Origin of the sequence: Streptomyces thermoalcalitolerans (genome assembly GCF_039525155.1) — a bacterium.
Lineage (GTDB): Bacteria > Actinomycetota > Actinomycetes > Streptomycetales > Streptomycetaceae > Streptomyces > Streptomyces thermovulgaris.
The window spans coordinates 60,481-76,966 of sequence record NZ_BAAAHG010000010.1 but is presented as its reverse complement, the minus strand read 5'-3'; the positions used below and the strand labels follow the sequence as shown (position 1 = coordinate 76,966).

At 73.1% G+C, this 16,486-nt stretch carries 17 protein-coding genes; 8 read left to right on the top strand and 9 right to left on the bottom strand.

Annotation, left to right across the window (positions count from 1 at the left end):
- Positions 1-5 precede the first annotated feature (5 nt).
- Positions 6-374 carry a hypothetical protein gene (locus ABD224_RS08820; RefSeq protein ID WP_344048724.1) on the top strand — a complete coding sequence of 123 codons (369 nt, stop codon included), beginning with the start codon at positions 6-8 and terminating at the stop codon, positions 372-374.
- A gap of 213 nt (positions 375-587) precedes the next feature.
- Here the strand turns inward: ABD224_RS08820 and ABD224_RS08815 are convergent, their stop codons facing one another.
- On the bottom strand, positions 588-1,451 hold the full coding sequence (locus ABD224_RS08815) for a putative protein N(5)-glutamine methyltransferase (protein ID WP_425580941.1): 864 nt from the start codon (positions 1,449-1,451) through the stop codon (positions 588-590).
- Between the two features lie 314 nt (positions 1,452-1,765).
- Entirely contained in the window at positions 1,766-2,611 is an 846-nt protein-coding gene (locus ABD224_RS08810) for a universal stress protein (RefSeq protein WP_344048720.1), read from the bottom strand.
- A 447-nt stretch (positions 2,612-3,058) separates the two neighbouring features.
- Between ABD224_RS08810 and ABD224_RS08805 the strand changes: the two genes are divergently transcribed.
- Together ABD224_RS08805 and ABD224_RS08800 are read left to right on the top strand one after the other, a co-directional pair.
- Positions 3,059-4,225 (top strand): serine hydrolase domain-containing protein, encoded by a 1,167-nt coding sequence (locus tag ABD224_RS08805; protein ID WP_344048718.1) that lies wholly within the window; start codon positions 3,059-3,061, stop codon positions 4,223-4,225.
- A 129-nt stretch (positions 4,226-4,354) separates the two neighbouring features.
- Positions 4,355-5,146 (top strand): GntR family transcriptional regulator, encoded by a 792-nt coding sequence (locus ABD224_RS08800; RefSeq protein WP_344048716.1) that lies wholly within the window; start codon positions 4,355-4,357, stop codon positions 5,144-5,146.
- Between the two features lie 31 nt (positions 5,147-5,177).
- On the opposite strand, the gene ABD224_RS08795 is transcribed toward ABD224_RS08800, so the two are convergent.
- Complete coding sequence (locus tag ABD224_RS08795; protein ID WP_344048714.1) at positions 5,178-5,903, bottom strand: class I SAM-dependent methyltransferase; 726 nt, start codon at positions 5,901-5,903, stop codon at positions 5,178-5,180.
- A gap of 301 nt (positions 5,904-6,204) precedes the next feature.
- On the opposite strand from ABD224_RS08795, the gene ABD224_RS08790 reads away from it, so the two are divergent.
- Entirely contained in the window at positions 6,205-7,461 is a 1,257-nt protein-coding gene (locus tag ABD224_RS08790; RefSeq protein ID WP_344048712.1) for a D-alanyl-D-alanine carboxypeptidase family protein, read from the top strand.
- Between the two features lie 107 nt (positions 7,462-7,568).
- Here the strand turns inward: ABD224_RS08790 and ABD224_RS08785 are convergent, their stop codons facing one another.
- Positions 7,569-8,405, bottom strand: coding sequence for an undecaprenyl-diphosphate phosphatase (locus ABD224_RS08785; RefSeq protein ID WP_344048710.1), 837 nt, complete (start codon positions 8,403-8,405; stop codon positions 7,569-7,571).
- 316 nt (positions 8,406-8,721) lie between these two features.
- Here ABD224_RS08785 and ABD224_RS08780 point away from each other — a divergent pair, with 316 nt between their 5' ends.
- The gene (locus tag ABD224_RS08780) at positions 8,722-9,111 is read left to right on the top strand and encodes a MarR family winged helix-turn-helix transcriptional regulator (RefSeq protein WP_344048708.1); all 390 of its coding nucleotides are present in this window, start codon (positions 8,722-8,724) and stop codon (positions 9,109-9,111) included.
- 51 nt (positions 9,112-9,162) lie between these two features.
- Here ABD224_RS08780 and ABD224_RS08775 read toward each other — a convergent pair whose 3' ends face one another.
- Positions 9,163-9,570 carry an SseB family protein gene (locus ABD224_RS08775; protein ID WP_344048706.1) on the bottom strand — a complete coding sequence of 136 codons (408 nt, stop codon included), beginning with the start codon at positions 9,568-9,570 and terminating at the stop codon, positions 9,163-9,165.
- Positions 9,571-9,798: 228 nt separating this feature from the next.
- Entirely contained in the window at positions 9,799-10,560 is a 762-nt protein-coding gene (locus ABD224_RS08770; protein WP_344048704.1) for an ANTAR domain-containing protein, read from the bottom strand.
- 143 nt (positions 10,561-10,703) lie between these two features.
- Between ABD224_RS08770 and ABD224_RS08765 the strand changes: the two genes are divergently transcribed.
- Entirely contained in the window at positions 10,704-11,027 is a 324-nt protein-coding gene (locus ABD224_RS08765; protein ID WP_344048702.1) for a helix-turn-helix transcriptional regulator, read from the top strand.
- Here ABD224_RS08765 and glpK read toward each other — a convergent pair.
- The gene (gene glpK / locus ABD224_RS08760) at positions 11,021-12,556 is read right to left on the bottom strand and encodes a glycerol kinase GlpK (RefSeq protein ID WP_344048700.1); all 1,536 of its coding nucleotides are present in this window, start codon (positions 12,554-12,556) and stop codon (positions 11,021-11,023) included. The genes ABD224_RS08765 and glpK overlap by 7 nt on opposite strands.
- A gap of 84 nt (positions 12,557-12,640) precedes the next feature.
- Positions 12,641-13,405 carry an IclR family transcriptional regulator gene (locus ABD224_RS08755; RefSeq protein WP_344048698.1) on the bottom strand — a complete coding sequence of 255 codons (765 nt, stop codon included), beginning with the start codon at positions 13,403-13,405 and terminating at the stop codon, positions 12,641-12,643.
- A 175-nt stretch (positions 13,406-13,580) separates the two neighbouring features.
- On the opposite strand from ABD224_RS08755, the gene ABD224_RS08750 reads away from it, so the two are divergent.
- Positions 13,581-14,006, top strand: a complete 426-nt coding sequence (locus tag ABD224_RS08750; RefSeq protein ID WP_344048696.1) for an ATP-binding protein — start codon at positions 13,581-13,583, stop codon at positions 14,004-14,006.
- Positions 14,007-14,038: 32 nt separating this feature from the next.
- Here the strand turns inward: ABD224_RS08750 and ABD224_RS08745 are convergent, their stop codons facing one another.
- Positions 14,039-15,046, bottom strand: a complete 1,008-nt coding sequence (locus ABD224_RS08745) for a LacI family DNA-binding transcriptional regulator (RefSeq protein WP_344048694.1) — start codon at positions 15,044-15,046, stop codon at positions 14,039-14,041.
- Between the two features lie 133 nt (positions 15,047-15,179).
- On the opposite strand from ABD224_RS08745, the gene ABD224_RS08740 reads away from it, so the two are divergent.
- Positions 15,180-16,334 carry a Gfo/Idh/MocA family protein gene (locus ABD224_RS08740; protein WP_344048692.1) on the top strand — a complete coding sequence of 385 codons (1,155 nt, stop codon included), beginning with the start codon at positions 15,180-15,182 and terminating at the stop codon, positions 16,332-16,334.
- Positions 16,335-16,486 lie beyond the last annotated feature (152 nt).

The window sequence follows — 16,486 nt, the reverse complement described above, 5'->3', positions numbered from 1 at the left end:
TCACGATGGACAGCGAACGAGCGCACCCCGAACCCGTCTCAGTGGAACTGAGCGGATGCACCAAGGAAGACGCCCGGATCGTGTTCGACGCCCTGTGCGCCCGCTTCCCCTCCGACCGGTGCACGGACGACGTGCCCCGTGACCACCACGAGGTGCGCCCCACGGTGTGGCTCGGCACCTTCGACGTGGCCGAGGCCCATGAGGGCGGCCGTCCCGCCCGGCTCGGAGCGTCCGTCACAGCCGACGTACAGGGCGGCTACTGGGCGATCGACCGCTTCCGTACGACCCTGGACTCCCTGTTCAGCGTCCAGGACCTGTGCACGACCTCGGGCGACCAGGAACGGGAACTCCACGTCCGCCTGGAGAACCGCTGACCCCCCGGCCCGGGGCCGGACCTTGCGCCCCGGGCTTCCCGTGTCCGCCCGGAGGGCGGGCCGCGTGGCGTCACGGGCGTCGTGCGGCGTCACGGGCGCCGTGCGGCGTCACGGGCGCCGTGCGGCGTCACGGGCGTCGTGCGGCGTCACGGGCATGGCACGGCGGGCGGGAGTGCGACGGCGGGGCCTGCCGCCTGGACCTGCCGTCTGGATCTACTGTCTGGTTCCCACGACGACGTGCGCGCAGAGGTCCTCCGAGACCGCCAGGCAGGCCGTCAGGCCGGCTCGAGCGAGGACCGCCAGGGCCTTCGGGGCCTGGCGTCCGCTCGTCTCGGCGAGGAGACAACCGCCGGGGGCGAGCCAGGCGGGGGCCTCGGCGGCGACACGGCGCAGGACGTCGAGGCCGTCGGCACCGCCGTCGAGGGCGATGAGCGACTCGTGCTCGCGGGCCTCCGGCGGGAGGAGGCCGATCTCGCGGGTGGGGACGTAGGGGACGTTGGCGGCGAGGATGTCGACACGGCCGCGCAGCTCCCCGGGGAGCGCCGCGAACAGGTCGCCGGTGTGGACCGTGCCGTTCACGGGGGCGGCATTGCGCCGGGCACAGCGCACCGCGACCGGATCGATGTCGGCGGCGTGCAGTTCCAGCGGGCCGAGCACGGCGGCCAGCGCCACGCCCACCGCGCCCGAGCCGCAGCACAGGTCCACGACGACGGAGGCGTCCGGGACCCGGGCCGCCGCCTGGTCGACCAGGAACTCGGTCCGGCGTCGCGGGACGAAGACACCGGGTTCCACGGCGATCCGCAGGCCGTGGAACTCCGCCCAGCCCAGGACCTGTTCGAGGGGCAGCCCGGCGACACGCCGGGCCACCAGGGCGGCGAGCTCGTCCGGCGTCCGGGCGTCGGCGAGAAGCAGTTCGGCTTCCTCCTCGGCGAACACGCACCCGGCGGTGCGCAGCACGGCGGCGACCTGGGCACGCGAGGGCAGGCCGGAAAAGAAAGAGGAAGGGGAGGAAGAGAAGGGGGAGGAGAAAGAAGAGAAGGAGGAAGAGGAAGGGGAAGGGGAAGGGGAGGTGGGCATGGGGCCGAGACCTTTCGGGGGCCGTAGGGCGCTCCCGTGGTCACCTGCCGGCAGTGATCCGTGCGTTCCGGGATGAGAGCGCCCGCTCTGACGCAGCGGTAACGGGTCTCACCTCCTCGGCCGTCCGCGACCGGGACCGTCCACGGTCGCAGGCCACCTTACCCCGGCGCCGCCTCCCCGGCGGTCTCCTCGGCCTCCTCCCTCGGCGCCCCTCACCGATGTCCGGCTGCACCGGGTGCTCCGCGGCAGGGGCGGAACCGGGACGACGCCTGTCGCACTCCGGTGACCGCGCCCCGCCCGTCGCCCGTGCGGCGTCAGTCGTACGGGACCACCGCCACCGGGCAGGTGGCGTGGTGGACCAGGGAGTGGGCGACCTCGCCCAGGCCCCGGCCGGGGCCGCCGCGGCGCCCGATGACCAGCAGACCGGCCCGGGCGCATGTCCTGAGGAGTTGCTGCACGGGACGGCCCAGGACCACCTCGGTCTCGACCGCGGTCCCGGGGAACCTGCGCTGCCACGGCCGCAGCCACGCGGCGAGCAGGTGTTCGCGGGTGTCCTCCTCGACGGCGGTCTCCGCGGGGGAGGTGAGCCCGGCCGGTGCGTCCCGGTCCGGGCACGGCGGCGTCCAGGTGTGCACGGCGTGCAGCGGGGCGGGGCGGACGGCGGCCGTGCGGAAGGCATGGCCGACGAGTGCCTCGGCCGGCCGTTCCAGATCGACGCCCAGCACGACGGGCAGATAGGGCGCCTCGTCGGGCGGGATGCCGGGGACGGCGTCGCGTTCGTCCTCGGGCCGCTCCCCCGAGCGGACCAGCACCACCGGGCAGGAGGCGCGAGCCGCCGCGGCGAGTGCGACCGAGCCGACCGGGAACCCGGCGAACCCGGTGAAGCCCCGGGTGCCCAGCACCAGCAGCTCGGCCTCGGCCGACGCGGCGAGCAGCGCCTCCGCCGCGGGGCCCTGCGCACGGACGCCGATGATCTCCACATACGGGTATGCGCACGCCAGTTCCTCGGCTGCTCGCTCCAGGACGGAAGCCGCCCCGGCGTGCAGCAGACGCAGCGGCAGTCCGCGGCGCCGGGCCTCCCGGGCGGCCCAGGCGGCGGCGTCCTGTCCGGCCCGGGAGCCGTCGACGCCCGCGGTGACGCTGCCGGTGTCCTGGCCCACGGTCACCGCCCCCGGCTGCCGGCGGCCGTCGCCCGCGTCCGCCGGTCCGTCCCCTCGCGACCGGTCCGGGGCCCCGGCGAGAAAGCGCCCGCTCCCCCACGGTCGGCGTGCCGCGCTGCGGCCGGGTCCTTCGTCATGGGTCTCCTCGGCGGTGCCCGGCGTGGCACCGCCCCGCTGGCGGACGGCGTGGAGGACGGGTTCCACAGGGCTCGCGGACCAGTCACCCGGCGCCGCCCGTCCCTGTCCGCTTGTGGTCCGCTTGTGGTCCGCTTGTGGTCCGCTTGTGATCCGCTTGTGCCTGTTTCCCTTGTCCGCCGGGCGGACGGAGCCGCACGCGTCGGACGCCTTCCCTCCAGTCCGACCAGTCGGTACGTTCGGAGGGTCCGGGCCGTGCCGCGACGGTCCGGAATCCCGGTCCCGGCGGGCGAGGCGAGCGACGGAGGGTTCATGTCCGAGTACGGCTTCCGGATCCACGGCCACTGCGACCCGCGCTTCGCCGCGGTGCGCGCGGCGTTCGAGGAGAACTTCCGCGACCGGGGCGAGCTGGGTGCCGCGGTGGCCGTCACCGTGGACGGCGAGACGGTGGTGGACCTGTGGGGCGGCTGGGCCGACGCGGCGCGCACCCGGCCCTGGGAGCGGGACACGCTGGTCAACGTGTGGTCGACCACGAAGGGTCCGACCGCGCTGTGCGCGCACCTCCTCGCCGACCGGGGGCTGGTCGACCTCGACGCGCCGGTCGCCGCGTACTGGCCGGAGTTCGCCGCGGCGGGCAAGGAGAACGTCCTGGTCCGGCATCTGCTGTCGCACCGGGCGGGCCTGCCGGGTCTGCGTGAACCGCACTCGTTCGCCGACCTCTGCGACTGGGAGCTGACCTGTGCGCGGCTGGCGGCGACGGAGCCCTGGTGGGAGCCGGGGACCCGGTCCGGGTACCACGCGCTGACGTACGGCTTCCTGGTCGGGGAGGTCGTACGGCGTGTCACGGGACTGCTGCCGGGCGCCTTCCTGGAACGGGAGGTGACAGGGCCGCTCGGCATCGACTTCACCATCGGACTGCCCGGGAAGGAGGCGGGGCGGGTCGCCGAGCTGGTGCACGCGCCGGCGGCGCGGAGCAGCGAACGGGCCTCTTCCCTCGCCCGGCTGACGCCCGTGGCCGTCGCGGCGCTGACCAATCCGCTCGTGGGCGCCGCCGAGGCCAACACGCCCGCCTGGCGGGCCGCCGAGATCCCCGCCGCGAACGGTCACGGCACCGCGCGGGCCGTCGCCGCGCTGTACGGCGTCCTCGCCGGTCGCGGAACGTACCGCGGCCGCCGTGTGCTGTCGCCCGAGGCGGCCGAGCGGGTCCGTGAGGGGCAGGGCAGCTGCCTCGATCTGGTGCTGGGCGCCGGGCTGGGACGGGAGACCGAGGCCGGGCTCGGCCTGTGGCTCAGCGGCCCGAACGGCTCCTACGGCCCCAACCCGCGGGCTTTCGGACACGACGGCCTCGGCGGCTCCTGCGGTCTGGCGGACCCGGAGGCGGGGGTGTCGCTGGGCTATGCGATGAACCTGCTGGGTCCTCACATCGCCGACGACCCTCGGAAGACGGCTCTGGTGGACGCCCTGTACAGCGCGCTGTGACCGACGACGGGACGGGACGGGTTTCGGCCGAACCACCGAACCGCCCTTCCCACTGGTTTAGGCCAATGCTAGAGGTGATAGCGCAACGAGCTCATACGACTACCGTATGCCACCAACAGGAGGCGCGGCATGACCCGCACCATTCCCCATGAGCACCTGACGGCGAACGGGGAGAACGGGGACAACGGGGAGAACGGGGAGAACGGGGACCACGAGGAATGGCCGCTGTACCGGAGGATCGCCACCGAACTGCTCGGCGAGCTGCGCGACGGCACCATTCCCCCGGGTGAACGTCTGCCGAGCGAACGGCGGTTGGCCGCACACTTCCGGGTCAGCCGGGAGACCGTGCGGCAGGCGCTGGAGGTGCTGCGCCGCGACGGTCTGGTCGCCACCTACCGGCGGGGCAGCCACGCCACGCTGACCGGGCTGCCGATCGAGGCGCCCTCCTGCCTGACCTTCCCGGTCGGTGCCCGCACCACCGAACCGGACGCCGTCCGCCGGGCCACGGTGACCTGGGAGGCGCCCCCGAAGGAGCACGCCACGGCCCTGGGGCTCGCCCCGCGGCAGCCGACCCTGGTGCACCGCTGGCGGTCCGCGGCGGCCGACGGCACCGGTCTGCGCACCGCGGTGACCTCCTTCTCCGCCGTGGCCCTCGCCGAGGTGGACGAACTGGGCCGCTACCGCGACCGCGCCGACGGCTCGTGCGCCGCACAGCTGCGACGGGTCTACGACTGGATGCGGCGCGCCGGGCTGACCCTGCATCACCGCGACACGATCACCCGGCTCGAGGGCAGCGCCTCCGTCCGCGTGACCCGGCGCGTCCACGACCAGTACGCGCGCCCCCTGGAGATCACGGACCTGTACGCGGACGCCGGACAGGAGGCGCTCGTCTACGAGTTCACCCTGCCCGCGGCCGTCTGAACCGCGGTCCGCCCGGCCGGGAGCCGGTGCGTCAGGGCAGCCTGCGGGCCGCGATCATCCGGACCCGCGGGCTGCCGTCGGCGCGCCGGCCGAACTCCTCGAGCGGGCACAACTCCACCTGGAAACCGGCCCGCTCCAGCTCCCGCCACAGGTCGCCGAACCGGAAGGCGCGGTAGTACATGACGAACGGCGGACGCCACACCGCGTTGCGCACCCGCATCACCGCGTCGAAGGCGAGCAGCGTCCAGAACGCCGCCGAGCGGGGGCGCGGCGGAGCGGACACCGGGAAGGCGAACAGGCCGCCGGGCCGCAGCACCGAGTGGACCTGGCCGAACAGCCGGGGCAGTTCCCGCGGCAGGAAGTGCCCGAGCGCGCCGAAGCTGACGACCAGGTCGAACGCGGCGGCGAAGGGCAGCGCCCGGGCGTCCCCGCGCACCCAGCCGAGCCGGGGACCCTCGGTCGGCACGCGCTCCCGGGCCACGGCCAGCATCCCGGTACTGAAGTCCACCCCTGTGACACGCTCCCGGCACACCCGGGCCAGCACCTCGACTCCGGCCCCCGTACCGCAGCACAGATCGAGTCCGCTCTCGAACGGCCCCCTCTTCTCCAGAGCCGACGCGACGGCGTCCAGCACCGGATCCGGCGTCCGGAACGGGGTGTGGTCGAACTTCGGCGCGAGCAGGTCGTAGCCGCGTTCGACGGAGGACAGCGCCTGAACGGCGAGCTCACGCAGGGTGGGACCTTCGGGACTGAACACCCGGGTCAGCTTAGACACCCTCCTCCGGCCGGACATCCCTCTCGGTCTCCCTCCGGCCGCCCCTCCCCCTCGGTCTCCCCCCGGCCGGACCTCCTCCTCGGTCTCCCCGGGCGGCAAGGACGCGGTCCGGGCTCCGAACCGGGGCGTGAGGGGAGCGAGGTGTCGTCGGCGCGGACGGACGCCCTGCCGGCGGCGCCTGTCAGCCGTTCGCCGGGACACGGCTAGGACAACCGAGTGCTCACCATCCCGTTCGGCTCCCGGAAGCGTCCCTCCTTCGCCGGTCCCTCCCTACGTTTGCGCTATGAAGACCGGACTTCGCTCCCGGGCCGTCGCGTCCGCCTGCGCGCTCTGCACGGCAGGCGTCCTGGCACTGGCACCGCCGGCCGCGGCCGTGGACCCGGCTCCCGTACGCCCGAGCGCGCCGGGGCAGCGGAAGGCGACGGTGCCGCCGCCGGACCTGTTGCAGAAGGGAGGCACTCAGGTCCGGCTCCGCGCCGGGGCACCGGCCCTGCCGGATGTCTCCGCGCTGTCCTGGCTGGTGGCCGACGCCGACACCGGCGAGGTGCTCGCCGCGCACGACGCGCATCGCAGACTGCCGCCCGCCAGCACCCTGAAGACCCTGTTCGCGCTGACCGTGCTGCCGGCCTTTCCCGCCGGGGTCCGGCACACCGTCAGCGCGAAGGAGCTGGCGGGAATCGGGGAAGGCAGCAGCCTGGTCGGGGTCGTCGAGGGCCACACGTACCGGGTGGCCGATCTGTGGCACGGAGTGTTCCTCAACTCCGGCAACGACGCCGTGCATGTGCTGGCCGCGCTCAACGGCGGCTGGGAGCACACGGCCCGGCAGATGGAGCGCAAGGCCCGCTCCCTGGGCGCCCTCGACACCACGGTCGTCTCCCCGGACGGATACGACGCCGAGGGACAGGTGTCCTCCGCGTACGACCTGGCCGTGTTCGGACGGGCCGGGCTGCGCGACCCGGATTTCACGCGGTACTGCTCCACCGCCTATGCCTCCTTCCCCGGCCACGACGGGACGACGTACCGGATCGCCAACACCAACCGGCTGCTGACCGGCGCCGACGGCGTGGAGCCGTATCCGGGGCTGCTCGGCATCAAGAACGGCTACACCAGCAAGGCGGGCAACACGCTGATCGCCGCCGCCCGCCGGGGCGGACGCACCCTCGTCGTGACCGTGATGAACCCTCAGAAGGGCAATGGGCTCACCGTGTACGAGGAGGCCCGGGAGCTGCTGGACTGGGGGTTCGACGCGGCCGGGCACGTCGATCCGGTCGGCTCGCTCGACGCCCTGCGGCCGGTGTCGCACGCCGGTGCGGAGGCCGTGGGGTCGGCGGGGTCCCGGGCGGCTTCCCCCGCCGGGTCGGACTGGCGGGGGCCGAGCACGGTCGCGAGTGCGCTCGGGGTGAGCGCCGGGACCCTGCTGCTCGGTCTGGTGGGGGTCACGGCCCGCCGGTACGTGCGCAGCCGGCGGGACGGCGACGGAACGCGGAGGACCGACGGGCCGGGGCCTCGCACCCACGGCACGCACCGGCCCGGTGGGTGAAGTCACCGGGCGCGTGGTACGTCCCGCGGGCCGGCGTGATCACATCGGTCCGCCCGCACCGGCGGCGAGGCGGGCCGGGCCGGCGCCGTGATCGCTCCTGGGCCGGCTCAGGCCTCGATGACTCCGGTGCCCAGCAGGCCGAACAGCAGCACACCGATCACGACCCGGTAGAGGACGAAGGCGTTGAAGGAGTGCCTGGCGACGAACTTCAGCAGCCAGGCGATGGAGGCGTAGGCGACCACGAAGGACACGAGGGTGCCGACGGCCAGCGGAAGGGCGCCCTCGGCCGTGCCCAGCGCGTCCTTGAGTTCGTAGAGACCGGCGCCGGTCAGGGCCGGAAGGCCGAGGAAGAAGGACAGCCGGGTGGCGGCGACGCGGTCCAGGTCCAGCAGGAGCGCGGTGGACATGGTGGCGCCGGAGCGGGAGAAGCCGGGGAAGAGCAGGGCGAGGATCTGCGAGGAGCCGACCAGCATCGCGTCCTTGAAGCCGGTGTCGTCCTCACCGCGCTTGTGCCGGCCCCTCCGGTCCGCGTACCACATCACACCGCTGCCGGCGATCAGCGAACCGGCCACCACCCACAGCGAGGCGAGCGGCCCTTCGATGAGGGGCTTGGCGAGCAGGCCCACGGCGACGATGGGGAGCGTGGCGCAGATGATCCACCAGGCGAATCTGCAGTCGTGGTGGCAGCGCTCCTCTTTGTCGGCCAGGCCCCGGAACCAGGCGGAGGCGATCCGCACGATGTCCTTGAAGAAGTACACGAGCACGGCGGCGATGGCACCGACCTGGACAACGGCGGTGAACCCCACCACCGACGTGTCGTCGACGGGGATGCCCATGAGCCCCTGAGTGATCTTCAGGTGGCCGGTGGAGGACACGGGGAGGAACTCGGTCACCCCCTCGACGATCCCGAGGACGACGGCCTGACCGACGGAGATGGCGCTCATGGGTTCCAGTTCCGGGATATCGATCGACAGGGGTATGGACACTCTTACGGTGCTCGGGCGAAGACCGGGTGACCGACACCCGGAGCTTTCGGCAACCCTCGGAGACTTCTGTCGATCCGCACCCTGGTGAACGCGGCTCCGGACCTGTCGCCGCGCCGGCGGGCGACGTCGGCGGCGCGGCGGCAGAGACGGGCAGGCCATGCGCGGGAAGCAACGGTGGGCGGGTCACGCGCGCGAGGCAGCAGTGGGCGGGCCATGCACGCGAAAGGGCGCCGTGACCAGCCGTTTTCGGGAAAGGCGCATTACCATGCGGTGCATGGAAAAGGATGCGGCCGGGGCGCGGCTCGCGCAGCGGTGGCGGGGGATCCTGGCGGTGCACGCACGGACGATGTGCGAACTCGACCGCGTGCTGCATCCCTACGGGCTCGGTGCGAGCGACTTCGAGGTGCTCGACCTCCTGGCGTCCGAGCCGTCCGAGGAGGGCGGGCAGTGCCGGGTGCAGAGCCTCGCCGACCGGGTCCATCTCAGCCAGAGCGCGCTGTCCCGGCTGATCGGACGGCTGGTGAAGGAAGGCCTGGTGGAGCGGTCGGTGTGCGCGGAGGACCGCCGCGGGGTGAGCGTGTGCCTGACGGCCAAGGGCCGCGCGCTGCATGCCGAAGTGCTTCCGCTGCACCGCGCGGCCCTGGCCCGTGCGCTCGACGGCTGACAGCCGGCGGCCGGCCACGGCTGACGGCCGGAAACCGGAAAAGGGGCCGGCTCAGTCCTGGGGCCGGGCCAGCAGGGTGCGTACTCCCTCCGCGGTGAGCGTGAGGCCGTGCGGTGAGCCGGCGTCTATGGTCAGCGACAGATCGTCGGCCGGCCACTGGGACGCGAGGGCTCCGAGGGGCACGAGGCGGTAACGGGAGACGAAGGGCAGCAGGTCGGACATCTCCAGTTCGGAGGTGAACACCGGCACTACCGGCACTCCGCCCGGTTGTTCGAGGACGGGCAGAGCCACCGTCGAGGGGTTGGCGGCGTCCTCGTCACTTGCGTCGTCCGGCACGGGGACCAGCACGTCGCTGCGTGCGAGCGTGTCCAGTGCCACCGCGTCCTCGGCGTTCTCGGCGAGCACGTCCAGCGCGCGCTGGGCGGGCGTCGCGGTGTTGTCGTTCGCTGGTGTCTCCATAGCAGATTCCCTGATGGCGGTGGTTGTGCAGCCGGCTCGGGACACTTCTTCCCGGGCGCGGTCCTGCTCGCGTACCCGATCGCTCGCACCGCAATCACAACCGGCCGGGCCGGATACGGCGGGCAGGCGGAGAGCGGGCCCTTCGCGGTGCGCGCGAGGGGCCCGGGGGCTCACTTCCGAACCCGGCTTCTGGGTAACCACTGGCCCGGAACCGATGCACCGTCTCCGCTACGGTGTGCCGCCGGTCCCGCCCGCCGAGGCCCGCACCTCGGTCACGGCGGCGGTGAGCTGTTTCCGTACCGCCTCCGGCAGCGGGTCGCCGTGCACCGCCGTCACCACGTCCCGGGCGACGTGGTGCAGTTTGGTGTTGGTGTTCTGGGAGGCGATGACCAGCACCGACCAGGCCTGCTCCGGGGTCAGGCCGAAGGAGGCCATGAGGATGCCGCGGGCCAGGTCGATGGCGGGGCGGGTCTGCATGGCGCGGCGCAGCTGGACGACCTCGATGCGCAGGTCCTGCTCGGTGTCCCCGGTCCGCGTCCCGTGCCGGGCGGCGGGCGCCCCCGCTCCCGCCTCGTCCGCCTGCGGCCCGTCGGGCGTCGGGGCGCCGAACAGCGCGCGGGTGCCGGTGCGCAGAAGCAGCCGTTCGGTCGCGGGGCTGGTGGCGCGTACGACGATCGTCTTGCCCTGTGCCAGGGCCCGCTCCCGCAGACCGATCAGGATGTCGAGGGCGGAGCAGTCGCAGGACTCCACGCCGCTCAGGTCCAGGTCGATCCCCCGGGCCGAGCGGCCGAGGGCGTCCTTCAGGGCGCGCCGGAAGTCCTGGCCCGCGTCGAGGCCGAGCTCGCCGCGCACCGTGACGCGCACACGGTCGCCGTCGGGGCCGGTGCCGATCGCCGGTCCGCGCCCGGACCGCGCCGCCGGTACGCCGCCGCGGCCGTCGCGGACGGCGGTGCCGGTGGTGGTCCACGCCTCGTGCACGGGCTCCGCCATGACTGCCTCTCCTGTGCTCTCCCGTGTGCGTTCGTCCGTTCCCCCGCTCCCAGACTCACCCCGCTGTCCAAAATACGTCAAGATATACCGGAAATCCTTTTCAGGTTCTTGTATGCCGGAAAGCCGGATCCTAGGCTGGCCGCATGGACGCCGTGCCCGAGTCGCATGCCGGATGGACGTTTCTGACCAATCACGCCCGGGTGCTGGCAGCCATCGCCGACGATCACCACGCCCGGATCCGCGACATCGCGGCCCACTGCCGGCTCACCGAACGCACCGTCCAGAAGATCATCACCGATCTGGAGCGTGACGGGTATCTCTCCCACACCAGGGAGGGGCGCGGCAACATCTACCGGATCGACCCGAGCAAGGTCCTGCGGCACCCGGCCGAGGCCGGGCTGACCGTGGCCTCCCTGCTCTCGCTGCTCGTCCGCGCGGAGGCCGGCCACTCCCCGTCCGCTCAGTGACCGCTCCGGCGGGCCCCGGCGGCGCCGTCCGGGCGGATCCAGCCCAGGGAGCGTTCCACGGCCCGCTTCCAGGACTCGTACTCGTACGCGCGCCGCTCGGGGTCCATGTCCGGCAGCCACTGTCCGGCCCGGTACCAGTTGCGGCGCAGGACCTCCATGTCCGGCCAGTAGCCGGCCGCGAGACCGGCGGCGTAGGCGGCGCCCAGGGAGACCGTCTCGGCCACCAGGGGCCGTACGACGGGGACGTCGAGCACATCGGCCAGCATCTGCATCAGCAGGTTGTCCGACGTCATGCCGCCGTCGACCCTGAGCTGCTTCAGGGCGAGCCCGGAGTCGGCGTTCACCGCGTCGACGACCTCCCGGGTCTGCCAGGCGGTGGCCTCCAGGACGGCCCGGGCCAGGTGCCCCTTGGTGATGTACGAGGTCAGGCCCACGATGACACCGCGGGCGTCGCTGCGCCAGTACGGGGCGAACAGGCCGGAGAAGGCCGGGACGATGTAGCAGCCGCCGTTGTCCTCCACCGTGCGGGCCAGCGTCTCGATCTCGGGTGCGGTGCTGATCAGGCCGAGCCGGTCGCGGAACCACTGGACGAGCGAGCCGGTGACGGCCATCGGCCCTTCCAGGGCGTAGACCGTGGGCTCGTTGGAGATCTTGTAGGCGACGGTGGTGAGCAGGCCGTTGCGGGAGTGCACCAGGTCGGTTCCGGTGTTCATCAGCAGGAAGCTGCCGGTGCCGTAGGTGCACTTGGCCTCGCCCGGCGAGAAGCAGGTCTGCCCGAACAGGGCCGCCTGCTGGTCGCCGAGGGCGGCGCCGATGCGTACGCCGGGCAGCAGGGCGCGGGCCTCGCCGTAGCTCTCGGCCGAGGAGCGGATCTCCGGCAGCAGCGGGCGCGGCACACCGAAGAAGTCCAGCAGCTCGGGGTCCCAGGTCAGGGTCCGGATGTTGACGAGCATGGTGCGGCTGGCGTTGGTGGGGTCGCTGATGTGCAGGCCGCCGTCGACGCCGCCGGTGAGGTTCCAGATCAGCCAGCTCTCCATCGTGCCGAAGAGCACCTCGCCGTTCCGGGCCCGTTTTTCCAGGTCCTCCACATGGTCGAACAGCCAGCGGATCCGGGGCGCGGAGAAGTAGGTGGAGGGAGGCAGGCCGCAGCGGTCGAGGAAGAACTCGTCGCCGGGCCGGTCCCGCAGCGCGTCGACGAGCGGCGCCGTGCGGGTGTCCTGCCAGACGATCGCCCGGCCCAGGGGGATGCCGGTGCGCCGGTCCCACAGAACGGTGGTCTCCCGCTGGTTGGCGATTCCGACGGCGGCGATCCGCGTGGCGTCCGCACCGACGCCGGCCAGGGCCTCGGGGACGACGCGCTGCACATTGCGCCAGATCTCCATGGCGTCGTGCTCGACCCACCCGGGCCGGGGGAAGTACTGCCGGTGCTCGCGCTGGGCGACCGACACCAGGCGTCCGCGATGGTCGAACAGGATGCATCGCGTGGACGTGGTGCCCTGGTCGATGGACATCACATACCGCTCAACCATGATCGGGACCTGCCTTCCGACGCGTCCTGCGAAGGAGACCCGCCGACCGGGACACCTCGACCGGGACAGCGGGATCCGCCGTGCCTACCAGCGGGCGGCTCCCAGATCCCGGGAGATCGCCCGTGCGGCGTCCCGGAGCAGCGCGACCAGTGCGGGCAGCGGCCGGCCCCGGGTGTCGCAGATCCGCTCGACGGGACCGGACAGTCCGATGGCGCCCACCACGAGGCCGCCGTGTCCGCGGATCGGAGCGGCGATTCCGGCGTCTCCCATGCTCATCTCCTGCACCTCGGCTCCCCATCCGAGTTCCCGGATTTCGGCGAGTGCCCGGTTCAGTTCCCCGGGGTCGACCAGGGTGTGCCGGGTGTACGCCCTCAGGCCCTCCTCGGGCGGGTCGAGGGCGGCGGTCCCGAAGGCCAGCAGGACCTTGCCGAGGGAGGAGGCGTGCAGCGGCAGCAGCGTGCCCACGTCCAGGGTCTGCAGGGTGTCGTCCGGGCGGAAGACGTGGTGGACGACGAGGACCTGACCCTCCAGGGGCGTTCCCAGGCGGACGGCCTCCCCGCTGCGGGCGGCCAGCGCGTCGGCCCAGTTCAGGGAGCGTGAGCGCAGCTCGTTGACGTCGAGGTAGCTGGTGCCCAGGTGCAGCAGCGCCGCCCCGAGCTGGTACTTTCCGGTGGTCTCGTCCTGCTCGACGAAGCCCACGCCCTGCAGGGTGCGCAGAATGCCGTGGGTGGTGCCCTTGGCCAGCCCCAGGGCCGACGCGATCTCGCCGAGCCCCAACCTACGGGAACCGCCGGCCAGCAGCCGCAGGATCGCCGCCGCTCTTTCGATGGACTGGACGGGTCCGGCCATGGGGCGATCTTAGGACCCGCCCTCCGTTTTTGCCCTTATATGCCCCGTTCGGCCTCTTCATTGGGCTTCGTTCGACAATGTCGACCGTTGTTCATTGACCGCCCCTTTTTCGTTTCCTAGCGTTCACAGCACGTTCGCCCTTCGGCCGACGGCCCGTCCGGAAGAAGGAGACCACATGACCGCCGCGCAGCTCGTCGCCGCACCCCACGGGGAGACCGACCAGGTCCTCCCGCTGCCGCACGCCGCGCGTGTCATGCCGGCCGTACGCCGGCACGTCCGCAGGGTGCTGAGCGGCTGGGGCCTGCCCGCGGACGCGGCCGAGGATGTGCTGCTGGTGGTGTCGGAGCTGGTCACCAACGCGCTGGTGCACGCCCGGCCGCCCGCCACCCTGCGGCTGCGGCGCGTCCCGGACGGCGCGTGCCGGGCCGTCCGCGTGGAGGTGACCGACCAGGGCCCCGCGGCACCGCCCGAGCCGTGTGCCGCGCCGGACCCGGACGAGCACGGCCGCGGTCTGGGCATCGTCGCCGCCCTGTCGGCCCGGTGCGGCGTACGGGCGTACGCCGGTGAGGTCAACCGGTGGGCGGAGGTGCCGGTGGGCTGAGAAGCCCCTCATCGAGCGGGCCGGGAGCCCTCTCAGGCGTCGCCGGGCGGCGGGGCGGTCGTGGCACGCACCTCCAGGTACGGGGTGGTCAGGTCGACCGTGCGCGGGCGGCCCGGGTCGTCGATCCGGTCGAGCAGCCGCTGCGCGGCGCGCCGGCCCACGTCGTGGCTGGCGTTGTCCACGGTGGTCAGCCACAGATGCCGCAGCCGCGACACGGAGGTGTTGTCGTAGCCGACCAGGGAGAGGTCGTGCGGCACCCGAAGGCCGCTCTCCTCGGCGGCCGACAGCGCGCCGACGCAGGCCATGTCGTTGACGGCGAAGACGGCGGTGGGGCGCCGGGGGCGGCTGAGCAGCCGCACGGTGGCCCGGTAGCCGCCTTCCTCGGTCAGGTCGCTCTGCTCCACGACCGCCGTGCCGGCCAGTCCGTGCTCGCGTACGGCGGCCTCGAAACCGCGGCGGCGCAGCTCGCCGACCGCGCCGTGGCCGGCGATGTGGGCGATGTGCCGGTGGCCGAGGGCGATGAGGTGCTCGGTGGCCAGCCGGGCGCCGTGTTCGTCGTCGCCCGTGACGATGTCCACCTCCGGCAGGTCCGGCTCGCGGGTGCCGGCGACGACGGTGGGGATCCGGCCGGCCGCGGCACGCAGCGCCTGCGGATCCTGCAGGGTGCCGACGGCGACCAGGCCGTCGACGCGCAGCTCGGCGAAAGTACGGGTGAGGTCCTCGCCCAGGCGCCGGTTGAGACGGCCGTCGGCGAGCAGCGTGTGCAGACCGCTGTCGTACAGACGGGAGTTGAGGCCGTCGAGGAGTTCCACGAACCAGGGGTTGCGCATGTCGTTCAGCAGCACGCCGACGGTGCGGGTGCGCCGTTCGCTGAGGCTGCGGGCGGCGGCGTTGGGCCGGTACCCGAGCTCGTCGATCGCGGCGAGGACCGCCTGCCGTTTCTCGGGACGCACACTGCCGGAGCCGCGCAGCACCAGGGAGACCAGGGACTTGGACACACCGGCCCGCGCGGCGACGTCGCGAATGGTCGGGGGTCTCACACGATGGACCGTTCCACAAGGGAATGCTCTTGTAAAGGCCGGGAGGGGGTCGGCGACAGGGGTTGACACCAGGTGGGAGCAGCCTTCATCGTGGGCCGGCAAGTTTTTTGGAGCGGTCCAAAGAGGGGCTGTCATGGTGGACATGCTCGGCGTCGCCGTCATTGGATTCGGCTGGATGGGGCGGGTGCACACCCAGGCGTACGCACGCGTGCTCCACCACTTCCCGCAGCTCACGCTGCGCCCACGTCTGATCACCGTCGCCGACGAGGTGCCCGGCCGGGCCGAGGAGGCCGCCGGGCGGTACGGCTTCGAGTCCGCGACCCGGAACTGGCGGGAGATCGTCGCCGACCCCCGTGTCCAGGCGGTCAGCATCACCGCCCCGAACTATCTGCACCGTGAGATCGGTCTCGCCATGGCCGAGGCCGGCAAGCACCTCTGGATCGAGAAGCCGGTGGGCCTGACGGCCGACGACGCCCGCGCGGTCGCCGGCGCCGCCGCCAGGGCCGGCGTGCACGGCACGGTCGGCTTCAACTACCGCAACGCGCCCGCCGTCGCCGCCGCCCGCGAGATGCTCGCCGCCGGTGAGATCGGCCGGGTCCTCCACGTCCGCATCCGGCTGTTCAGCGACTATGCCGCCCACCCCGAGGGCGCCCTGACCTGGCGCTACGAGCGCGAGCGCGGCGGCAGCGGAGTGCTGGGCGACCTGGCCTCGCACGGGGTCGACCTGGCCCGCCATCTGATCGGCGAGATCGAGTCGCTGACCGCGGACACCGCCGTGTTCGTGCCCGAGCGGGCCCGTCCGACCGGCGCCACCTCCGGTCACGCCCGGGCCACGGGCGGCGAACTCGGCCGCGTCGAGAACGACGACTACGTCAACTGCCTGCTGCGCTTCGCCTCCGGCGCACGCGGGGTCCTGGAGGCCTGCCGGGTCTCGGTGGGCGAGCAGAACAACTACGGCTTCGAGATCCACGGCACCGAGGGCGCGCTCTTCTGGGACTTCCGCCGCATGGGCGAACTCGGCGTCAGCCGCGGCACCGCGTACCAGGACCAGCCGGTCAGCACCGTCTACGTCGGCCCCGGTCACGGCGAGTACGAGGCCTTCCAGCCGGGGGCGGCCAACGCCATGGGCTACGACGATCTGAAGGTCATCGAGGCGCACCACTTCCTGCGCTCGATCGCGGAGAACCAGCCGCACGGTGCCACCCTCGCCGACGCGGTGGCCGCGGCGACGGCGCTGGACGCCATGACCCGCTCCGCCGAGCAGCGTGCGTGGGTGAGCCTCGCCTGAAGCCCGTTCCTCACCCCGGCTCCCGGCCGGTGCGCGGACCGGGACGGCCCTCGCCGCCGCACGGGTCCGCCCCGGTCCGCCGCCCCAGGTCCGCCCCCGGGTCCGCCGCCCCGGGCAGCCGCAGGCAGGCCGCCACCGCCCTTGTACGGCGC